Origin of the sequence: Luteibacter sp. CQ10, from assembly GCF_040900725.1 — a bacterium.
Classification (GTDB): domain Bacteria; phylum Pseudomonadota; class Gammaproteobacteria; order Xanthomonadales; family Rhodanobacteraceae; genus Luteibacter.
This window is the reverse complement of the sequence record NZ_JAEUYM010000006.1, coordinates 224,625-244,181: the sequence shown is the minus strand read 5'-3', so window position 1 is coordinate 244,181 and position 19,557 is coordinate 224,625. Positions and strand designations below refer to the sequence as shown.

The 19,557-nt window shown below is 59.6% G+C and carries 15 protein-coding genes; 8 read left to right on the top strand and 7 right to left on the bottom strand.

Going from position 1 to position 19,557, the window contains the following annotated elements; genetic code table 11:
• The first annotated feature begins 96 nt into the window (after positions 1-96).
• The gene (locus JNG39_RS19985) at positions 97-843 is read left to right on the top strand and encodes an EtfB protein (protein WP_368313714.1); all 747 of its coding nucleotides are present in this window, start codon (positions 97-99) and stop codon (positions 841-843) included.
• 22 nt (positions 844-865) lie between these two features.
• Positions 866-1,807, top strand: coding sequence for an electron transfer flavoprotein subunit alpha/FixB family protein (locus JNG39_RS19980; RefSeq protein WP_368313713.1), 942 nt, complete (start codon positions 866-868; stop codon positions 1,805-1,807).
• Between the two features lie 46 nt (positions 1,808-1,853).
• On the opposite strand, the gene JNG39_RS19975 is transcribed toward JNG39_RS19980, so the two are convergent.
• Together JNG39_RS19975 and JNG39_RS19970 are read right to left on the bottom strand one after the other, a co-directional pair.
• Positions 1,854-2,858: a glycosyltransferase family 2 protein gene (locus tag JNG39_RS19975; RefSeq protein ID WP_368313712.1), complete on the bottom strand. Its 1,005-nt coding sequence runs from the start codon at positions 2,856-2,858 to the stop codon at positions 1,854-1,856.
• A 57-nt stretch (positions 2,859-2,915) separates the two neighbouring features.
• Positions 2,916-4,868 carry a DUF2142 domain-containing protein gene (locus JNG39_RS19970; protein WP_368313711.1) on the bottom strand — a complete coding sequence of 651 codons (1,953 nt, stop codon included), beginning with the start codon at positions 4,866-4,868 and terminating at the stop codon, positions 2,916-2,918.
• A 166-nt stretch (positions 4,869-5,034) separates the two neighbouring features.
• Here JNG39_RS19970 and JNG39_RS19965 point away from each other — a divergent pair, with 166 nt between their 5' ends.
• Positions 5,035-6,144, top strand: a complete 1,110-nt coding sequence (locus tag JNG39_RS19965) for an acyltransferase family protein (protein WP_368313710.1) — start codon at positions 5,035-5,037, stop codon at positions 6,142-6,144.
• 49 nt (positions 6,145-6,193) lie between these two features.
• A complete protein-coding gene (locus JNG39_RS19960) occupies positions 6,194-6,625 on the top strand; it encodes a GtrA family protein (protein WP_368313709.1) in 432 nt (143 codons plus the stop codon).
• Here JNG39_RS19960 and JNG39_RS19955 read toward each other — a convergent pair.
• From JNG39_RS19955 to JNG39_RS19935, 5 genes are all read right to left on the bottom strand, one after another.
• Complete coding sequence (locus JNG39_RS19955) at positions 6,618-10,640, bottom strand: glycosyltransferase (RefSeq protein WP_368313708.1); 4,023 nt, start codon at positions 10,638-10,640, stop codon at positions 6,618-6,620. The genes JNG39_RS19960 and JNG39_RS19955 overlap by 8 nt on opposite strands.
• Positions 10,641-10,703: 63 nt before the next feature.
• Entirely contained in the window at positions 10,704-12,605 is a 1,902-nt protein-coding gene (locus tag JNG39_RS19950; RefSeq protein WP_368313707.1) for a hypothetical protein, read from the bottom strand.
• Positions 12,602-13,915, bottom strand: coding sequence for an ABC transporter ATP-binding protein (locus tag JNG39_RS19945; protein ID WP_368313706.1), 1,314 nt, complete (start codon positions 13,913-13,915; stop codon positions 12,602-12,604). Before JNG39_RS19945 ends, JNG39_RS19950 begins: the two co-directional genes overlap by 4 nt.
• On the bottom strand, positions 13,905-14,723 hold the full coding sequence (locus JNG39_RS19940; RefSeq protein ID WP_368313705.1) for an ABC transporter permease: 819 nt from the start codon (positions 14,721-14,723) through the stop codon (positions 13,905-13,907). Before JNG39_RS19940 ends, JNG39_RS19945 begins: the two co-directional genes overlap by 11 nt.
• 52 nt (positions 14,724-14,775) lie before the next feature.
• Positions 14,776-15,939 carry a PLP-dependent aspartate aminotransferase family protein gene (locus JNG39_RS19935; protein WP_368313704.1) on the bottom strand — a complete coding sequence of 388 codons (1,164 nt, stop codon included), beginning with the start codon at positions 15,937-15,939 and terminating at the stop codon, positions 14,776-14,778.
• A 207-nt stretch (positions 15,940-16,146) separates the two neighbouring features.
• Here JNG39_RS19935 and rfbB point away from each other — a divergent pair, with 207 nt between their 5' ends.
• The 4 genes from rfbB to rfbD are packed head-to-tail and all read left to right on the top strand — an operon-like array spanning position 16,147 to position 19,551.
• Positions 16,147-17,196, top strand: a complete 1,050-nt coding sequence (gene rfbB, locus JNG39_RS19930; protein ID WP_368313703.1) for a dTDP-glucose 4,6-dehydratase — start codon at positions 16,147-16,149, stop codon at positions 17,194-17,196.
• Positions 17,193-18,077 (top strand): glucose-1-phosphate thymidylyltransferase RfbA, encoded by an 885-nt coding sequence (rfbA, locus tag JNG39_RS19925; RefSeq protein WP_144914799.1) that lies wholly within the window; start codon positions 17,193-17,195, stop codon positions 18,075-18,077. Before rfbB ends, rfbA begins: the two co-directional genes overlap by 4 nt.
• The gene (rfbC, locus tag JNG39_RS19920; RefSeq protein WP_368313702.1) at positions 18,074-18,631 is read left to right on the top strand and encodes a dTDP-4-dehydrorhamnose 3,5-epimerase; all 558 of its coding nucleotides are present in this window, start codon (positions 18,074-18,076) and stop codon (positions 18,629-18,631) included. The genes rfbA and rfbC overlap by 4 nt, the downstream gene beginning before the upstream one ends.
• Positions 18,628-19,551 carry a dTDP-4-dehydrorhamnose reductase gene (gene rfbD, locus JNG39_RS19915; protein WP_368313701.1) on the top strand — a complete coding sequence of 308 codons (924 nt, stop codon included), beginning with the start codon at positions 18,628-18,630 and terminating at the stop codon, positions 19,549-19,551. Before rfbC ends, rfbD begins: the two co-directional genes overlap by 4 nt.
• The last annotated feature ends 6 nt before the right edge of the window (positions 19,552-19,557 follow it).

Genomic DNA, 19,557 nt, shown 5'->3' with positions numbered 1-19,557 from the left:
ACGACAGTACGGGCCCGTCATCGCCGGATTGGCTAGAATGGCGGGCCAACCTTCTGGCGCCCGTTATCTGAACGGGCATTCATACAGGAACCGCGAATGAAGATTCTGGTCGGCTACAAGCGCGTCGTGGACTACAACGTCCGCATTCAGGTCAAGCCCGACGGCACCGGCGTCGTCACGGACGGCGTGAAGCTCTCCGCCAACCCCTTCGACGACATCGCCCTCGAGGAGGCCCTGCGCCTGCGCGAGAAGGGCGTGGCCGAGGAAGTGGTGGTGGTGGGTATCGGCCCGGCCGACCTCACCGCCCATCTGCGCAACGGCTTGGCCATGGGCGCCAACCGCGCCATCCACGTGCAGACCGCCGATGCCGTATCGCCGCTGACCGCCGCGCGCACCTTCCTCAAGCTGGTCGAGAAGGAGCAGCCGGGCCTGGTGATCCTGGGCAAGCAGGCCATCGACGACGACGCCAACCAGACCGGTCAGATGCTCGCCGCGCTGTGGGATCGCCCCCAGGCCACCTTTGCCGGCAAGGTCGAGATCGCCGACGGCAAGGCCACGGTCACCCGTGAGGTGGACGCCGGCCTCGAGACCATCGAGGCCGACCTTCCCGCCGTGATCACCACCGACCTTCGCCTCAACGAGCCGCGCTTCATTAAGCTGCCTGACATCATGAAGGCCAAGAGCAAGCCCATCGACGTTATCGAGCTGGGCTCGCTCGGCGTCGACGCCGCCGACCACATCAAGACCACCCACTACGCCGCGCCGCCCAAGCGCAGCAAGGGCGTGATGGTGAAGGACGCCGCTGAACTCGTCGCGACCCTCAAACAGAAGGGCCTGCTGTAAGGCAGCCGACCGGAGAATCGACATGACCCAGATCCTCGTTATCGCCGAACACCTCGACGGCAAGCTCAATGCCTCCACCGCGCGCGCCGTGAGCGCCGCCGCGGCCGTGAAGCCCGCATCCATCGACGTCATCGTGCTGTCCGACGCGCCCGACGCCGTCGCCGCCGAGGCGGCGAAGATCGACGGCGTGAGCAAGGTGCTGACCGTCGCCCGCGCCGAGAACGCCCACGCGCTGGCTGCCGTGCTCGCGCCGCAGATCGCCAAGGTAGCCGCCGGTTACACCCACGTGTTCGTCCCCTCCACCACCTTCGGCAAGGACCTCGCCCCGCGCGTGGCCGCCCTGCTGGGCGTGTCGCAGGTGAGCGACGTGATGACCGTGGAAGGCCCGCACAGCTTCAAGCGCCCGATCTATGCGGGCAATGCGATCGTCACCGTCGAGGTGGATGCCTCGTCGATCGTGGTCGCGACGATCCGCACGGCGTCCTGGCCGGCGGCCGCCTCGACCGGCTCCGCGCCGGTGGAAGCTCTGTCCCTCGACGTCGCCCTGCCCTCGCATACGCGCTTCGTGAACCTGCAGCAGGGCAAGAGCGACCGCCCCGATCTTCAGGGCGCCCCGAAGGTCGTCTCCGGCGGCCGTGGCGTGGGCTCGAAGGAGAACTTCGAGGTGATCTACAAGTTCGCCGACAAGATCGGTGCGGCAGTGGGCGCTTCGCGTGCGGCGGTGGACGCCGGTTACGTGCCGAACGAGATGCAGGTGGGCCAGACGGGCAAGATCATCGCACCGGAGCTGTATATCGCCATCGGTATTTCTGGCGCTATCCAGCACCTCACCGGCATCAAGGATGCCGGGACGATCGTTGCCATCAACAAGGATGGTGAGGCGCCGATTTTCGAGATTGCGGACATCGGCTTGGTAGGAGATCTATTTAAGATCTTGCCGGAATTGGAAACGGCGCTGGGTTGATTGATCATTTGGCGGGCGGCAACATGCCGCCCGCCACAACAATGTGTCAATCGCCATCCGGTTTCTTCACGCGATGCTGAAAGAGCCGGGAATGCAGTGCTTCTCGCGGAACCCCACTCACGTCGAAGCCGATGAAGCTAAGGAGTAGCTGCATTCCGACAATGATCTGCAAGGCCGCGATCATGACTGTGCCAGCGGAAGCCTGCTGCCCTTCCGTTACCGAGTCGACCCAGTGATGCAAGCCGAAGATAACGCCCGAAATCATCAGCAAGACGCCGATAGGTAGCTCGATGGAGGCCAGCGAAACGTCACGAAGATAATAGTTGTAGACGATACGCTTGATAAAATTGCGAGCATGCTTGAAAGCGAACTCGGGCAACACTTTCGCGATGCTCAAATTGCTTTTTTCGTCGGCATAGACCGCATCCATCGGAACGTCCTCGACGACCGCCCTGAAGGTGCCGAGACGGAACAATAAGTCCGTTTCGAAGAAGTAGCGCTCGCTGATCTTGTGAAGGGGCAACCGATCGACCACCCGAGCGTGAATCGCGGTGTAACCGTTTGTCGGATCGAACGTCGACCAGTAGCCAGTCGATATTTTAGCGAGGAACGACAGGACGGCGTTACCGAGGATCCTTACTTTAGGCATTCTTTCGATCTTTTCGAGATCGAAGAAGCGGTTGCCCTTGGTGTAATCGGCGCGGCCTTTTGCGATAGGCTCGACGAACAGAGGGATCAGCGCGGGATCCATCTGCCCGTCGCCATCCACCTTCACTATGATATCCGCGCCGTCGATAACGGCCTGCCGATAGCCCGTCATAACCGCGCCCCCCACACCCTTATTCACCGCATGGCGAATGACCGAGACGCGTGAATCGCGGCATTTTTCTTCGACTAGTGTTCCGCTCTGCACGGGACAGCAATCGTCGACCACATAGATCGCGGTGCACTCCGGACCGATTCCCTCAATCACCGAAAGGATGTGATCACGCACCTTAAAGCAGGGAATGACGACAGCGACCTTTGGCGTTGAATCCGAATGATGTTCCACGATACCCCCTGTTACGGCCGCTGCGAGCGGCCATGGATGGATGGGCGCCATCCGCCGTCAGATCCCATACCACCGATTGTATAACGTGGCCAATGCAGCGGCGAGAACCAACACCCAGATGAGCGTCAGCCCAGGTACGGCCGCCATGCCCGTACGCCGACGCCATCCTGATACCGAGAGCAAGAGCAGGGCGACGACAACGAGAAAGTAGCGCCCTTGAAGGCCTTGAATGAAAGGCGCGTCAAGGGACGTCCAAGTTACGTAAAGCGGAATGCTCAAGGCAAAGGCGCCTGCCAATCCCAGTACGACGGCATAGGTACGAAGGACCCAGGGAACGCCCGGGGATACCGGCCGCAACCGACTCACGGCGACGGAGAGGAGCATTCCGCCAACGGCCATGAGACTTACCGGTGTGGAAAGCGTGACATCGCGCCATTCAAGCCTGCCGATGGCTGAGCGTAACAAGTACCAGCCATTATCGCTGATGAACGTATTTACCCATAGCACAAGTACATGTAGTGGATCGGAGAGCATGGCATGTACGTTATCCGCAGGCACTATTCCCTGCCTTGGACTCGATAGCCCGGCAACGGAAAGAACGACGATCACGTGAAGAACCAATGGGCCCATGACCCCCAAAATGAGGAAGCCGACCTGACGGATCCGTCGTGAATGCAGCTTTGGCAAAACAGACAATCCCAGACCCACTAGCCAAACGTAGCCTGGTTTGGTCAACGCCACGCCCCAGGCCAAGGCGCATATCAGGACAAGCGTTCTTCCGTCCGGCTCACGCCGACCGGAAGCCACCTGCCAGATCGACGCGGCAAAAAGAAAACTCAAACTCAGGGTCAACGCATCGGATGAAAATGACGCCGAAAGAAACAGCGTGATAGGTAACAAGGCGACGGTGGCCATGGCCCATTCGCCCGGTGCCGACCTTTGGATCGCCGCGTAGGTCAGCCCGACGGCAAGAAGCAGATTAAGCAATGCCGCGAGGTAATAGAACGCGCCCAATGACCAGCCCGCCGCGCAAGACGCACGGAAGATCGCCGCTGGCATGAGATAAGGCAACGGTGGATAGCCCAAGGCGCTCACTGCCGCGTCGGGAGCGTTGGCCGGCTCGCACACCAGAGGCTGTCGAAACAGCCGCCCCATATCGCTCCAGTGAAAACGTAACCCTCGGTCTCCCCAGAAGGCGTCATAAACTCCAAGTCCGTGCCGGATAGGAATGATCCCTCCATCCTTCGGCTGCCCGAGAAAAACCCCCTGAGAAACAGTGACCGCCTTGGTCATATGGGCCAGTTCGTCAGGTACCGAACCAACGGGTTTGACCAATAGGAAAGCGATACCGAAAGGAATGGCAATGCACAGGTAAAGACGTGCAGCACCTATTTGACGCATCCGCGCATCGATGGCATGGACGACCCGGCGACCGCGACCCAGGGCAGAACGCCCCCAAATGGCCAATGCGAGGCCGAACAGCCCGCTAAGCAAGCTGGCACGATGAATCCGCCGACCTTGGTGGCGCCACTTTTTGAGGACCTTGTAGTCGAGCCGCGCATCCAGCGACCCGGGAGCCCCTTGTATGCCGCCAACGACGTGTGCACAGGACGGCTGCTCCGGAGCTGGAGCACTGCCTGCACCGATGTCGAAAGCTAACCGTCGGCCGAAGGGGCGGCCAACGGTGGCCGAGCATATAGACGCACCCGAAATGTCGCCCGTCACCTTGAAACGAACGAACCCGAGGAATGCGTACCCCTCCCTGCGTGAGAGAACCAGGGTCTCTCCGGCCGGAATGTGGCCGGCTGCGGAATGCCTTTCATCCAGCCCGTTGGGGTCCTTGGCAAGGAACACCTCTAAAAATACCCGGGATTTCGACGATGCCGTCACGGAAACAGTGGGCGTACCCAGCCAGAACAGCAGGCCAGCAAGGCACAAAAAGCCCAGCCCTACCAAACAAGCAAGACGCGCGTGCCTTTCTCGATACGCGGCCGAGAACGCCTCTATCATTACAAAAAAGCCCTCTTCCCCAGATTGATCCACCGTGCGACGTGATTCGTCGAAAAACCGGAATCGGACTGTCCCAGGCGGCGGTGTTTGCTTATTCTATCGCTCGCACGCTACGCCGTCTCCCGCAAACACCAGCCTCCGGGCACGTTGGTATTCAGGAAACCCCATGCAGCACCGCCGAAACAACTTCGACGCACTTCGACTAGCGGGAGCGATGCTCGTCGCGCTGGGCCATACGATGGACGTCGTCCTGGGCTATGACGGCCTCGGTGCGCTGACGAACAACCAAAGCTTTGGGGGGCTGGGTCTCAACATCTTTTGCACCATCAGTGGATACCTGATCACTCGGAGCCGCCAACGGAATCCACCAGGCTCGTTCTTCCGCTCCAGAGCTTTGCGCATCTTTCCGGCGCTCATCGTCGCCATCCCGGTCATGGCGCTCGTGCTAGGACCTCTGGTTACGTCGTTGCCCATGACCTCCTACTTTGCGAGCGGTGGAACATGGCGATTCCTCGCCAGTCTCCTCATCTTTCCTCTAAACCCCGGATTACCCGGCGTATTCGGCGGCGTAGGCATCATAGGCCAGCTCTACTCCCTCACAGCGGAAGTCGCTTTCTACATTTTCGTCGGAACACTGGGTGGCTGGCGGCATTTTCCGAAGATGGTCGCCGTACTCCTCGCTATCGTATGGGCCGTCTTCCTCCGTACCGACTATGGAACCCTCCCATTTTCGAACGTATTCAGCCTATCGATTGCCGGAACGACAACGTTCTTTTACCCCGTCCGCCTAGGCACGCTGTGCATTTTCTATTTGCTGGTCGGTTCCGGCGTGGCAATCATGGCTCCCGACCCGAACAAGCTCAGTCGCGTCGCGATCGCGCTACTTCCGGTCTGGGCTATCGCGCTATTCGCACACGACCGACGCGTTTACGACATGGTGGAGATGTCGATGCTCCCGATCATCGTCCTCGGCTTGGGCATGATGACGAGATTTGCTGTCAGCATCCCAGAAAAGCTGGGTGATATCTCATACGGTACCTATATCTATCATTTCGCGATGGCGGAACTCGTGTTTACCGTATTGCCGGCGCACTGGCGAGGGTGGCCTGCAATCGCCCTGGCTGTTTTCCTGTCCGCCGTCGTCGGCTGGCTCTCGTTCCAGTTGGTCGAAAAGCGGGCTCTTTCGAAGAAGGCCGTCTCCACCCAAGCGGCAGTCGCCGACGTATCGGTAGCCGCCCGCGCGGCGACGCATGTTCACCACGAGCAGTCACCGTGAATGCCACCCTATCGCTAAACAGCGGCACCGTCTTCCCTGAGATAATTACATGATCCGTCGGATCTTCCGCACGCATCGCCAGATGGTGCTCTACGTGACCTTCGGGCTCACGCAGCTATTGATCGACTGGGCTGGTTTCCTGGTGCTTACGCACCTGGGCCTGAGCATTGCAGCGGCAAACCCCAGTTCCCGCCTGTTCGCCGCCATCGTCGGCTACGTTCTCAATGCGACTCTCACCTTCAGGACCTCGCCAGAAGACCGGCACGTGAATCTTGCCAGCTTTCTACGTTATGCGACGCTCTGGGTAGCTACGACGGCCATCAGCACGGCTCTCATTTCCGGTGCCGCCTTACTGTTGGGCAAGGAAGCATTGCCGGTCGTCAAAATACTGATAGAGGGAGCCATGGCCGTCGTCAGCTTCCTTACGATGAAATTCTGGGTCTACCGTCGAAGCCATGAGGGCCACGAATCCGCTAGATAGCGGCTGCCCGGCTATCGGTTAGAGCGCGCAAAGCTGAAAAGCGACCGGCCACCCCCTGGTCGAACTCATCCGAGAACTTACGTCCATGCGCCGCGCCCGCGACATCTCGGCGAAGCTTCGAATCTGCCAATAGGCGCTCAAGGATTTCCAGCCATGCCGCCGGATCGTCACCAACGAGGAAACCGTCAATCCCGTCCGCGATCACTCCTCGGTACGGCGCGATATCAGAAACCACCGGAACGGCCCCCAAAGCCGCGTAGTCGAGAACCTTAATCTCGCTTTTGCAACGGTTAAAGGCAGTTGGACGGAGGGGTGATAGCCCAATGTCGATCAAGACACCGTTGCTTATCCAGGAAACGAATGCAGGGTATGACGCACCCACGGAAGGCGGCGGCGTCAGGAAGTCCAGGTACTTGTCGACAACATCCTCATCGCGAACGCCTATGAGTTCGATCGACACTCGATCTCCATGCCGACGCTTTAATTCGCGCAAGGCGGGAGAAATCATATCGAAATCTTCGGCGTGAGTGCGCGTACCCATGTAAACGATACGCACGGGATCGCCGGACCGACGCTCGACAATGCCCCGCTCCAGACCGTCCTTCCAAAGCATGGGGTCCAACTGGTTGCGATGAACCTGAACATCCTTTGCGCCGGCCGCGCGCAGGCGTTCGGCAAGCACCGGCGTGGACGCCCAGATTTCGTCCGCTTCGTCGACGAATGCATGAACAACATCGAGAAGAACTCGATACTTCCCGTTCTCTGCCTGCGGATCGAGGTCGTAGAGATTGTCATCCAAGTCATAGATGAGCGGAATTCCGCGACTACGCGCAGCCGAAGCGAGTGCTCGCGCCTCTGTCGCAGTCGCCACCGCGACACGATGGGTTACGATGGCATCCGCCGGGTACTGGCCAACTTCCTCGGCGCGCACATAGCGAACGAAGATCTTCCCCTGTCGCTGCATGGCCTCCAGATATGGAATGAGGCGAATATGGGCGCAAGGACTGGGTACGTCACCCTGATCCTCAAGCACTGCCAACACGTTGAGGCGCGATGCCGTAAAAGGCTCACGGCGCGTCATGGCTGGGACGGCATAGCCTTCGGAGGGCCCCAGGGCTAACGCGGAAATGGCGGGATGAACCGATTCGTCCAATGTCGCCGACGCGTCAAGCGCGAACCGATCACCTCTCAGCGCATGCAGATGCTGGACGAGTGCCTTGCCGGAAACCTTGGCATCGAAAACAAAGGACCACGGCCGTCCGGCCACACGCTCCGCGAAAGCACCGACATTCGGCACCAGGACCGGCAAGCCAGCATCAAGCGCCGCGCTCAAGGTATAGCTATACGTTTCCGGCCATTGCGATGCAAAAAGCACGACGTCCGGCTGAGTCTCAGCGAGAAGCCCCTGGAGTTCATCCTCTCTATAGCGCCCCGTAGTCCGGATCGCCGCGCGCGATGGCGACGGAAGTTCCCCGAAGGGATCACCGATGACGATGAACTCAATGGGCATGCGCATCGCCTTTGCCTCCAGCGCGGCATCAATGACGAGCTGCCGGCCTTTATGAGGAGCCAATACGCCGATGACGGCCACACGGAAAATATCGCTCTCGGAAAGCAATCGCGGCGCACCGGCGTCACGCCATGCGCTGGAAATCTCTTCGTGATAAATGGGCACGACATGTGCGTCCGGCGCATAACGCTCGACCCGGCGAGCGGCATCGACACTCGGCGTGATCACACGCGCCGCATCCCGAAGCACCCATGCGTTCGCCGAACGCCATGAGCGTATATCCCGCGCCCCCATTTTCGGGTTGGACAGGATGCAGGCATTGCAGCCGGCATCGTCCGGCTCTCCACAGTAATGCGCACCGTCCTTGGAGAGATTGATCTGAGGACAAATCGTGAAGTAATCGTGCAGCGTAAAATCGAAAGGAATTCCCGATCGGCGAATCGCACGACTCAATTCCGGTCCGTAGCCGAACAGATGATGGACATGGATCCGATCAATCGGAAATGCCCCGAGGAGCCGTACAAGATCATCCTCACTGGTCGCGTCGAGATTTACCGAGAACGCATCATAGGCGTCGACCGACTGTAATGTTACGCCAGCGCTGGCAAAGGTTCCGGAAGGCCGCAAAACGAGGACTCGAGCGGTCTCTGCATAACGGTTCGCCAACTCACGCACGTGCCGCTCGGTCCCCCCGCCCAGGCTATGCGTCACCAGGAGGTACACTGGCTTCCCGCCGTCGCGCCAAAGTTGCGCCGTGATGGCCGCACGAAACGCCCTGCCCGGATCTTCCGACACGTGACTAGCCACATCCAGGAGATATCGCGGATGTTTGGCGAGCAAGGCGTCCATACCCCGCGCCTTACCTGCGGAGCTATCGGCAGCGAAGCTCACCTCGCCGGCATGGAAAACGAACGTGTCCAGGGCAAGGATATTCTCCCATCCTTCGGCGGCGGCACGCATGCAGAAGTCATTTTCTTCGCCGTAACCTTTGCCGAAAGCCTCCTCGTCGAAAAGACCAATTTCATCGAGGCAGGCCCGACGAATGAGCATGCAAAATCCTACCCCCGTGGGCACAGGGACGTATCGGCCACGATTCGCCTTGGCGCAAGCCGCATCCATGCGATCCAACGACACGCCCGGCGAGAGAACGCGACGACCGGCGAAATCCGGATAGCTGCATATCGTTGCGTTGTTGGAAAGCGGAGTAACGGTGGCTATGCGATCACGCGCGTATCCCTGCGCCATGATCCGATCCAGCCAATCGGCCGAAACTTCGGTATCACTATTGAGAAGAAGTACATCATTCTCCTCCGAAAGAGCCATGCCACGATTTACCGTGCCCACGAAGCCGCGATTGACCTCATTGGTGAGCAACATGAATCCATATCGTCGCGCAGCCTCTTCGAGATAAACGTACATCGGCGGCTCAGGCGAACAGTCATTGATGACAATGAGCCGAAACGGCGTTTGGCATCGGGCCGCGTACACGCTATCGATGCAGCGAGAGGTTTCCTCGATACCGCGATATACCGGAATAATGACGTCAACAACTGGCACGTTCGGCGGAACGTTCGGACGCATAAGCGAAGGCAGCAATTCCTCGACGCTGTGGCGACTGAGGGGCTGCGCACGTTGCTCAGCGGCACCTCTCCGCAAAAAGTGCTCAAGCGGATCGATTTGCGCGATGGCGATGTCCGGATGCTCGGCCTTGTAGCGTTCCGAGTCGAAGTGCGGGCCGGGACGAAAACCGTTCATCCAGCCCTCGAAGATATAGTGCTCCAGTGGATTGCGCCCCGCGGCCGCGACATCGCGATAACGCGACAGGTACCACGCACTACTGAAATAAGGGTTGGGGTCGCGTCCCTCGTAAGCACCAGAGTGGACATAGTGAACCAGCGGGTTGAGGCCCGCGGTTGCCACATCGAGGTACTCGGTCAGATAGAAAAGGCTCGAGAAAAGGGCGCAAGGATCTCGCCTCTCCGCGTTCCCATGCTGCAAAAAATGAGCAAGCGGGTTCGCACCGCTCTCGGCGACGTCGCGGTAAACCGCAAGGTACCAGCCCGAATCGAACAGGGGCGAAGGGCGGCGTCCCTCACGTGCGCCAAAACGCACGTAATGCGTCAAAGGATTGACGCCCAGCAACGTGACGTCCGGTGCGCTCTTGCGATACCACGTGGTGTCGAACAGGGGGTTCGGCCAGAGTCCGCGTCGATGCCCCGTGCGCATGAAGTGCAGCAGCGGGTCCATGCCTCGGGGAATGTCGCCGCCGTAGCGGGATACGTACCAGTCCGCATCAAACACCTGGGCGGCACGAATGGCGCGAATATCCTGTCGCTGCGTCCGCAGCAGGCCCTCTCCAAGATGCATGAACGCACGAACTTGCCACGCCAGGTGAAGCGCTCCGAAGTAGATCTTCCTGGCGAGAGGAACGCGCGCAAGGCGACCGCGTAAACCGGTCAGCTTCAGCCCCACATGCCTGCGCAACAGTGAAATGCCCAAATTCATCGAATCCCCATATCGCCAAGAGCCACTTCGTTTATCGTATTTTTTTCGCAGAGCCTGGTCGTATCACCAAAACTTCCGCTTTCGTTGCGTCAGGTTCACGACCTCATCCAGTTCCGACTTCACGGCTCTGAGCAATGCTTCCTCTTGCGTGCGCGACTCGCCGAGGACATCGATCCGTTCCTCGATGCGCGCCAGGACGCCCGACAGCGATCCGAATTGCGCCTCCATCCGTTCGAGGCGCTCTTTCAAGTCGGCGAAACCATGAATCGATTCACGCTGCCCTTCGCTGACGTGAAAACGGAACTCAAGTATGGCAGCCCGCCCCAGCCCCTCTTCGGCCCAGAGATCGCCCACTGCGAGCTCGATGAAAGGATCGTCGCTGCTCGACAGGATCTTCACTGGAAGCCGGCCTGGCTCGGAGATCAGCCTATCGCCAAACGAAAGGATGCGTAGCCCGAAATCGTATAAGCGGGTTACCTCAATGCGTTCGCTCGAACCCGCACTTGCCTCGATGTCCGCCCAAGCGACAGCCGACAGGACATAAATACCCTCCGCAGACGCGGGATCGAACCGAACGGTTACAGGCCGTGCGCCCACAGGCATGCGGAAGCGCGCGACATGGGCTGCGCCTTCGCGGACGGGGTGGCATTCCAGGGCTCGCTCTTCGGAAAATTCCTCTCCCTCGCCTCGGAAATAAAGCTTGGCCAGGCCCTCACGCGGGGCGCTGACGCGACGCTGACGATCAACCAATGCATCTGGACCTTTGAAACGATCGAGATACTCATCCAGATCGACAAATAGCCGATCCGTAGAGTGGATCGCTTCTTCAGCACGAAAATAGAATGCAGCGTGCCTCGCGACGATCTGGTCTTCGGTCGGGTTACCCAGCCTGAAACGGATATATTCCGCAGCGAACACTTCGTCAAAGGGAACGAGATACGCAAACAAATAGAAGGCCAGCCGCTTGAGCCTTTCGCGTTCGTCTACTGCCTCGGCTATGAAAGCGTAGGAACTGTCACCGAGGACCTCGACCGGGACGCCATACATCAACGCCTCGAGCCCGACACTCGAATTGATCGTCATTACGCGCGCGCATTGCTGCACGAACACCGCGCTGGACGGGGAGGGATCCACGGCTATGGCCGGGTCGCGCAGTTCGAACCGGCTACCCGGATGCGGCCGCACGAGCAGGTCGGATTTGGGCACCAGGAACAGGCCGCGAGCGATCAAGCTGATGTTGTCGAAACCATTGCCGTAACAGATCAGGTTGGAGTCATCCTCGACCTGAAGCACGATGCCAAGATTGCTGCGTGGACGGCCACCGTCGACCGAAGCCTCTTCCAGCATCATGCTCCGACGAAGCGTGGCCAGAGAAATCCCCGGCACGAGATCCCGTCCCTCAAGCGCCTCGAAGCGGGCTCGTGCTTCGGTATTGCCGTTCACACCCGTAAAATCCAAATAGGCTGTGCCCCGGTACATCGGCTCCCGCAACGGACCCATCTCCATATAGGCTACGCGGATGCCGCAATCGGCGGCGGCGCTTTCCAGTGAAGGGCAGTTGCACCAGGACAGGATCACCTCCGGCGTTTCCGGAAGACTACGTAAGTGCTTGACTAGCTCTTCACGCAGTTCAGGAATGACGACCTGGAGAAAAGCCCTGAAGAAATCCAGTGGATTTCCACCGTGCTCCGGCAGGGCTCGAGCCATGAGTCGATCGTCCATGAGACGAAACACATGGGATTCGAAGGACGCCACGTCCGGCACCGAGTAACCCATATCCCGCTGCCGCCCGAGATCAAGCTCAGGACGTCCCAGTGCCTCGAGTTCCGCGGGCGGGGTAAGGTAGTCGGCGGACAACAAGAATGCCATTGGCTCGGTAGCCGAATGCAGCAGGCGATAGAAAACCCAGAGATAAGGCGCCGGCAACCCGCGAAAGGCGTAAGGAGGGAGAAACGCCGCAATCACGCAGGTTCTCCCGAGACCTTCACGGGAGCGAACACCACGCCAACCTGCTCCCTTGGCGACCAGAATTTCAGAGATTGCATCGGGCGACGCTGGTCGAGCTCTTCTCGTACCCCATGGTTAATGCAGGAAAGCCCGCAATGTACGAGATAGTCCCCTGCACTGATCGGCAGCTTCACCGTGAATTCGACAATTTGACGCCCAGGGCTCAAGGTGATCGCGTAGCCTGCGCGGATATTGTTGTCTCCCCATACATCGCCGCCCTGCGTGCGCGAAATCGACATACCCAACGCCACTTCGTCAATGACCTCAGCCGAAGCGATAGTGAAACGGAAACGAACTTCTTCACCTGAACGCAACACCGGCCGCTCTTCGAGGGTACTGCCGTCTGGGCGAAAAACCTGCATGGTCTCGATAATCGCTCGCGCTGAACCGAAGCGTTTTTCGGAGATGTCGTGATTTATGGAAATCGCCTGGATTCGGCGTAGCTGCTCAGCGTCGATATCCGCTTCCGGCAAAATGGATCCGGCCGGGGTACGCTCTCCACGTGCTGCGATCATGCCCTTCTCATAAGTCAGCACCGCCGCAAGCACGTCGCGCGTATCCGTCGTCACCTTGCCGCCATCGATGACGATGCAGCGGTCGGCGTAGTCGAGGATATTACCGGTCGAGTGCGTGACCATGAGGATGGTGACGCCACGGCGACGAAGCTCCTCCATGCGTTTGAAGCATTTGTACTGGAATCCGATATCGCCAACGGAAAGCGCCTCGTCGACGATCAAGATCTCCGGATCCACGCACGCCTGAACCGCGAAAGCCAAGCGAACGTACATGCCACTCGAATAGGTCTTGATGGGCTGATCGATGAATTGACCAATCCCCGCGAAATCCTCGATTTCGCTGAAACGACGCTTCATCTCGTCCCTGGAGAGGCCAAGCAATTCGCCGTTGAGAAACACGTTCTCACGACCGGTAAAATCGGGATTGAATCCGGCCCCCAGCTCGAGAAGCGCGGCAATGCGCCCCTCGACCGCGACGTTGCCGCCGGATGCCGCCAGGGTGCCGCAGATGATCTGAAGAAGGGTCGACTTTCCCGCGCCGTTGCGACCAATGATACCTACGGTTTCGCCACGGCTCAGGGTAAACGACACGTCGGAAAGGGCGTGAAATTCGCGGTAGTACCGTCGCGGATTCATCCCGAAAAGACGCTGAATACGCGGCAGGACGAACTGCTTCAACCGGTCGCGGGGCGACTCGTAAATCTCGAACGTCTTGCTTACCCGCTCTACGCGAATGGCAATATCAGAGGACATCGGCAAATCCCTTCCTGGTCATCTGGAACCACGAAAAACCAAGCCATGCGATCAGCAGCGATCCGGCGAACTGAAGGCCGAATGCGTGCCAGTCCGGCAATTGTCCGGAGATCAGTACGCCGCGCACCTGCTCGATGACGGGAGTCATCGGGTTGAGCTCCATGAGCGAGCGATATTCCTGGGGCAGCGCGGATACGGGATAGAAAATCGGAGACAGGAACATTAACGCCGTAACGAGCAATCCGACGAACTGCGAAACGTCACGAAGGTATACGCCCAGGGACGCGAGAAACCATCCGAGCCCTAGAACCAGGAACATGAGTGGAAGGATGATGAGCGGAAACAACCACGCCGTGATGGGTGGCAGGCCGAAGAATGTCACGTAGAAGACGAACCAGACCACGAAACTGACGAGCCCATGGAATACCGCGGCTCCTTGGGAAACAAGCGGCAGAATTTCGAGCGGAAAGACAACTTTCTTTACGTAATTCACGTTCATCAGGACGAGCGTCGGCGCTCGATTCAGGCACTCGGAAAAGACGTTGAAAACGAGCAGCCCCGAAAAGAGAACCATGGCAAATTCGGTCTTGGAACCGGAGCCGCCCTTCCACCTCGCCTGGAAGACCACGCTAAAAACGAACGTGTAGATCAGTAACATCAGAAGCGGGTTGAAGAACGACCACAGGGTGCCGAGCACAGACCCACGATACCGCCCGATAACCTCCCGCTTTATCAGCGATACGGCGAGGTGCCGGTGCTTGATCAGCGATCGGAGCATCGAGAGGGGCGAAATGCTGAAATCTTTCATGACGGCATCGAATGTCTAGGGAGCGTCGGACGGCACAGGCCGCCCTTATCCATCAAGGGGCCAGAGCGGTGGCGAGTTCGTGGCGAAGGTCTTCCACGTCTTCTACGCCGACCGACAGGCGAACAAGTCCGTCACTAATACCCAGCCGCGCGCGTATTTCGGAAGGCACGGAGGCGTGAGTCATGATGGCAGGGTGCTCGATGAGGCTTTCGACGCCGCCAAGCGACTCGGCGAGGGCGAACAGCGAGCAGCGCTCGAGCATACGCGTGGAAGCCGCAAGTCCGCCACGAACGACGGCACTGATAATGCCGCCGTAGCCGGACATCTGGCGACTGGCGAGTTCATGTTGCGGATGCGACGCCAGGCCAGGATAGATGACCTTTTCGATGGCAGGATGCTTCTCCAGCCACTGAGCGATATCGAGTGCTGCCTCGCAGTGTGCCCGCATGCGCAGGTGCAATGTCTTCAGGCCGCGCATCGCGAGGAAACTGTCGAAAGGCCCGGCGACCGCACCTACCGAGTTCTGAAGAAACGCCATGCGCTCAGCCATCGCCTGCTCCGCTGCCACGACGATTCCGCCGACGATGTCGGAGTGACCATTGAGATACTTGGTCGCTGAATGGAGAACAAGGTCCGCTCCGAATGTGATCGGCCGCTGGAGCATAGGAGAACAGAACGTGTTGTCCACGACCAGGATGAGGCCGTGGGCTTTGGCAAACCGCCCCAGCCTTTCCAAATCGACGAGTTTCAGCATCGGATTGGTGGGCGTTTCAGCCCAGATCATCCTTGTCTCCGGACGAATCGCCGCCTTCATGGCCGCCTCGTCGTTCAGATCGAGAAAGGAGAAATCCAGACCAGCCGAACGCCGACGGACCTTGTCAAACAACCGAAACGTGCCGCCATAGAGATCGTCCATGGCCATGACGTGGCTACCCGCGTCAAGTAGATCGAGGACCGTCGCGGCGGCCGCGAGCCCGGAGGCGAACGCAAAAGCGGCCACGCCGCCCTCAAGATCGGCGACACACCGCTCGTATGCCATGCGGGTCGGATTCTGGGTGCGTGAGTATTCGTATCCCTGATGCCGTCCCGGGCTCGACTGGACATACGTCGAGGTAGCATAGATGGGCGTCATGATCGCGCCCGTCGAGGGATCGGGATGCTGCCCCGCGTGGATGGCGCGGGTGCCAAGACCCAGATTGCTTGGTTTATCGTTCATTTTCAGCCATTTATGTTCGCACAGCCGATAATCCGGCAGGCTTGATCGGGGGTGTGGACAGCGGGCGACCCTACATCATACACCGGCCTGCCATCGTCCTCGCCGGGCACCTTGACGACTGCTTGTTCAGCTTTCGTCCAAGGAGGGCATGCTCTTCGCACGCACCCCATGACACAATCACTATTTCGCTTGCGGAGTTCCGGCAACATGCAGACCCTGTTCGTCACCGGCGGTGCCGGCTTCATCGGCGCCAATTTCGTCCTGCAGGCGATAGCGCAGGGCCACACGGTCATCAATCTGGACAAGCTGACCTACGCCGGCAATCTCCAGACGCTGGCGTCCCTGGACGGTCATCCGGGCCATGTCTTCGTCAAAGGCGATATCGGTGATCGCCGCTTGGTCTCAGAGCTCCTTGCGACTCATCGGCCGCACGCCATCGTCAATTTCGCGGCCGAGTCGCATGTCGATCGTTCGATCGACGGGCCAGCGGCCTTCGTGGAGACCAATGTCGTTGGTACGCTTGGGTTGCTGGAGACCGCACGCGACTATTGGCGCAACCTCGAGGGCGACGCCCGCACCGCGTTCCGATTCCTTCATGTATCGACCGACGAGGTCTACGGTTCGCTGGGGGCCGAGGGACTCTTCACCGAGTCGACGCCCTATGCGCCGAATTCGCCCTATTCCGCGTCAAAGGCCGCCTCCGACCACTTGGTCCGCGCGTTCCACCATACGTATGGTCTACCGACGCTCACGACGAACTGCTCCAATAATTACGGGCCATTCCAGTTTCCGGAGAAGCTCATTCCCCTGGTGATCCAAAAGGCGCTGTCAGGCGAACCCCTGCCGATCTACGGCGACGGTCTGAATGTCCGGGACTGGCTGTTCGTCGAAGACCACTGCAACGCGATCGCCCGGGTGCTTGCCGCGGGCCTTGTCGGTGAGACATACAACGTAGGCGGCAATTCGGAGCGAACCAATCTCGAGGTGGTCAAGACGATTTGCGCCATCCTCGACGAGATCCGGCCGCTGGACAACGGCGAACCGCATGAAAGCCTCATCACCTATGTGCGTGACCGCCCGGGGCATGATCGCCGCTATGCGATCGACGCCGGCAAGCTCAGGACCGAGCTGGGCTGGGTTCCGGCGCAGACGTTCGAAACTGGTATCCGAGCGACCGTGGAGTGGTACTTGCAGAACCGCCCGTGGGTGGAAGGAATTCTCGATGGCAGTTACCGACTGGAGCGACTCGGCGCATGACGACCAAGGGTATTATTCTCGCAGGCGGCTCCGGGACGCGTCTGTATCCGATTACACAGGCCGTCAGCAAACAGCTGATGCCGGTCTACGACAAACCGATGATTTATTACCCACTGGCAACGTTGATGCTGGCGGGTATCCGCGACGTGCTGGTGATCAACACGCCCCATGAGCAAGCGCTGTTCCAACGCCTCCTGGGCGACGGAAGCCAATGGGGCATAAACATCAGATACGCCGTGCAGCCTTCGCCCGACGGTCTCGCCCAGGCCTTCGTCATTGGCAAGGAGTTCATCGGTGGAGATCCCAGCTGCCTGGTTCTCGGGGACAATATCTTCTATGGCGTCGGTCTGACGGAGCGTATGAAACGCGCCGCCGCGAGAGAGCGGGGCGCGACCGTTTTCGGCTACTTCGTCAAGGATCCTGAGCGCTACGGTGTTGCCGAATTCGACGCGACCGGCAAGGTGATCGGCCTAGAAGAGAAACCGAAAGTTCCCAAGTCGAACTACGCCGTAACGGGCCTGTACTTCTACGATAATCGTGTGGTCGATTTTGCCACCGATCTCAAGCCGTCGCCTCGCGGCGAATTGGAGATCACCGATCTGAATCGTCGTTATCTCGAAGACCACACGCTACACCTGGAACAGCTTGGTCGTGGTTATGCCTGGCTTGACACCGGTACTCACGAATCCCTGATGGAAGCGGGCGAGTACATCCAGACGATCGAAAATCGGCAGGGACTGAAGGTCTGCTGCCCCGAGGAAATCGCTTACGTCAACCAATGGATAGATGCCGAGCAACTGCTTCGGCTCGCCGCACCGCTGGCAAAAACCGGCTACGGACAATACCTCCAGAATCTGATCAAGCAAGGCTACGTCGGATGAAGTTCATCGAAACATCCCTACCCGGATGCGTGATCATCGAGCCTCAGGTCTTCGGAGACGCGCGCGGTTTCTTTTACGAAAGCTACAATGACGCCAAGTATCGGGAAGCAGGCATCGACCGGCACTTCGTCCAATCAAACGTTTCGCGGTCCGCGCGAGGCGTATTGCGCGGCCTTCATTATCAATGGCCCCATCCGCAAGGAAAGCTGGTGAGCGTACTCGAAGGTGAAGTCTATGACGTCGCCGTCGACATACGTCACGGCTCGCCCACGTTCGGGCAATGGGCAGGCGTGATGCTGACGGCGGAAAACCATCGGCACTTCTGGATTCCGGAGGGGTTTGCCCACGGGTTCTGCGTGGTGTCCGAACATGCCACGTTCGCCTACCAATGCACGAACCTCTACGATGACAAGGCAGATGGAAGCATCCGTTGGGATGATCCTGCCATCGGAATCGACTGGCCGGTGTCGGAGCCGCTCCTTTCAGACAAGGATCGCCGAGCCCCCCTTCTCGGGGAAATCGCCCGGGAACGTCTCCCGGAGCACGGTAAGTGAAGATTCTCCTACTCGGCGCGAAGGGACAGCTGGGCCAGACCTTCCTTAGTCATGGCGGCCTTGCGACGCATGGCGAGCTTCGCGCCGCCAGCCGCGACGGAATGCTGCTGTCAGGCGACAGGGCGGCGGTGGGCGATCTCGCCGATCTCGTGGGGCTGCTTGAGCTGCTGGACGAGGATCGTCCCGATGTCATCGTCAACGCGGCCGCTTACACGGCTGTCGATAAAGCCGAGGCGGAAGAACCCGCGGCGACGCGGATCAATGGCGAAGCGGTCGCTGCGATCGGCGGCTGGGCTGCCGCGCACGGCGCATTGGTGATCCATTACTCGACTGACTACGTATTCGCAGGCGATGCGCAGAGTCCCTATACGCCCAGCTCGCCGACCGGTCCCCAGGGCGCCTATGGACGCAGCAAGCTGGCAGGCGAGGATTCGCTGCGCGCCAGCGGTGCGAGACATATGATCTTTCGGACATCCTGGGTCTACTCGGCGGTCGGGCACAACTTCCTTCGAACCATGCTCAGGCTCGGCGAAGAGCGCGACGAATTGCGCGTGGTCGCCGATCAGCGAGGCACGCCAACCAGTACCTCACTGATCGTCGAGGCCACGCTCACTGCACTCGATGCCTATCGTGCGGCCGGCGGTTCAGCCAATGAGCTGACGGGCACATATCACCTCACAGCGTCGGGCGAGACCACCTGGCACGGTTTCGCGGAGGCGATATTCAGCGAAGCGGTCGAGGCCGGCGTAATGATGCGCCGTCCTAAAGTACATCCTATCCAAACGTCGGACTTCCCCACGCCCGCGAAACGCCCCGCCTATTCGGTGCTGGACAACAGCTCCTTCGTCCACACGTTCGGCCAGCCGCTGATGGACTGGCGTGATGCTTTGCGCGCCACCCTTCGCGCGATGTCCTCGTGAGGTTTC

Excerpts from the sequence above, each read along its gene's own strand:
- rfbB (WP_368313703.1), top strand. The coding sequence starts at position 16,147 with ATGCAGACCCTGTTCGTCACCGGCGGTGCCGGCTTCATCGGCGCCAAT.
- JNG39_RS19980 (WP_368313713.1), top strand. The coding sequence starts at position 866 with ATGACCCAGATCCTCGTTATCGCCGAACACCTCGACGGCAAGCTCAAT.
- JNG39_RS19940 (WP_368313705.1), bottom strand. The coding sequence starts at position 14,723 with ATGAAAGATTTCAGCATTTCGCCCCTCTCGATGCTCCGATCGCTGATC.
- rfbA (WP_144914799.1), top strand. The coding sequence starts at position 17,193 with ATGACGACCAAGGGTATTATTCTCGCAGGCGGCTCCGGGACGCGTCTG.
- JNG39_RS19955 (WP_368313708.1), bottom strand. The coding sequence starts at position 10,640 with ATGAATTTGGGCATTTCACTGTTGCGCAGGCATGTGGGGCTGAAGCTG.
- JNG39_RS19935 (WP_368313704.1), bottom strand. The coding sequence starts at position 15,939 with ATGAACGATAAACCAAGCAATCTGGGTCTTGGCACCCGCGCCATCCAC.
- JNG39_RS19985 (WP_368313714.1), top strand. The coding sequence starts at position 97 with ATGAAGATTCTGGTCGGCTACAAGCGCGTCGTGGACTACAACGTCCGC.
- rfbC (WP_368313702.1), top strand. The coding sequence starts at position 18,074 with ATGAAGTTCATCGAAACATCCCTACCCGGATGCGTGATCATCGAGCCT.
- JNG39_RS19960 (WP_368313709.1), top strand. The coding sequence starts at position 6,194 with ATGATCCGTCGGATCTTCCGCACGCATCGCCAGATGGTGCTCTACGTG.
- JNG39_RS19945 (WP_368313706.1), bottom strand. The coding sequence starts at position 13,915 with ATGTCCTCTGATATTGCCATTCGCGTAGAGCGGGTAAGCAAGACGTTC.
- JNG39_RS19965 (WP_368313710.1), top strand. The coding sequence starts at position 5,035 with ATGCAGCACCGCCGAAACAACTTCGACGCACTTCGACTAGCGGGAGCG.
- JNG39_RS19970 (WP_368313711.1), bottom strand. The coding sequence starts at position 4,868 with ATGATAGAGGCGTTCTCGGCCGCGTATCGAGAAAGGCACGCGCGTCTT.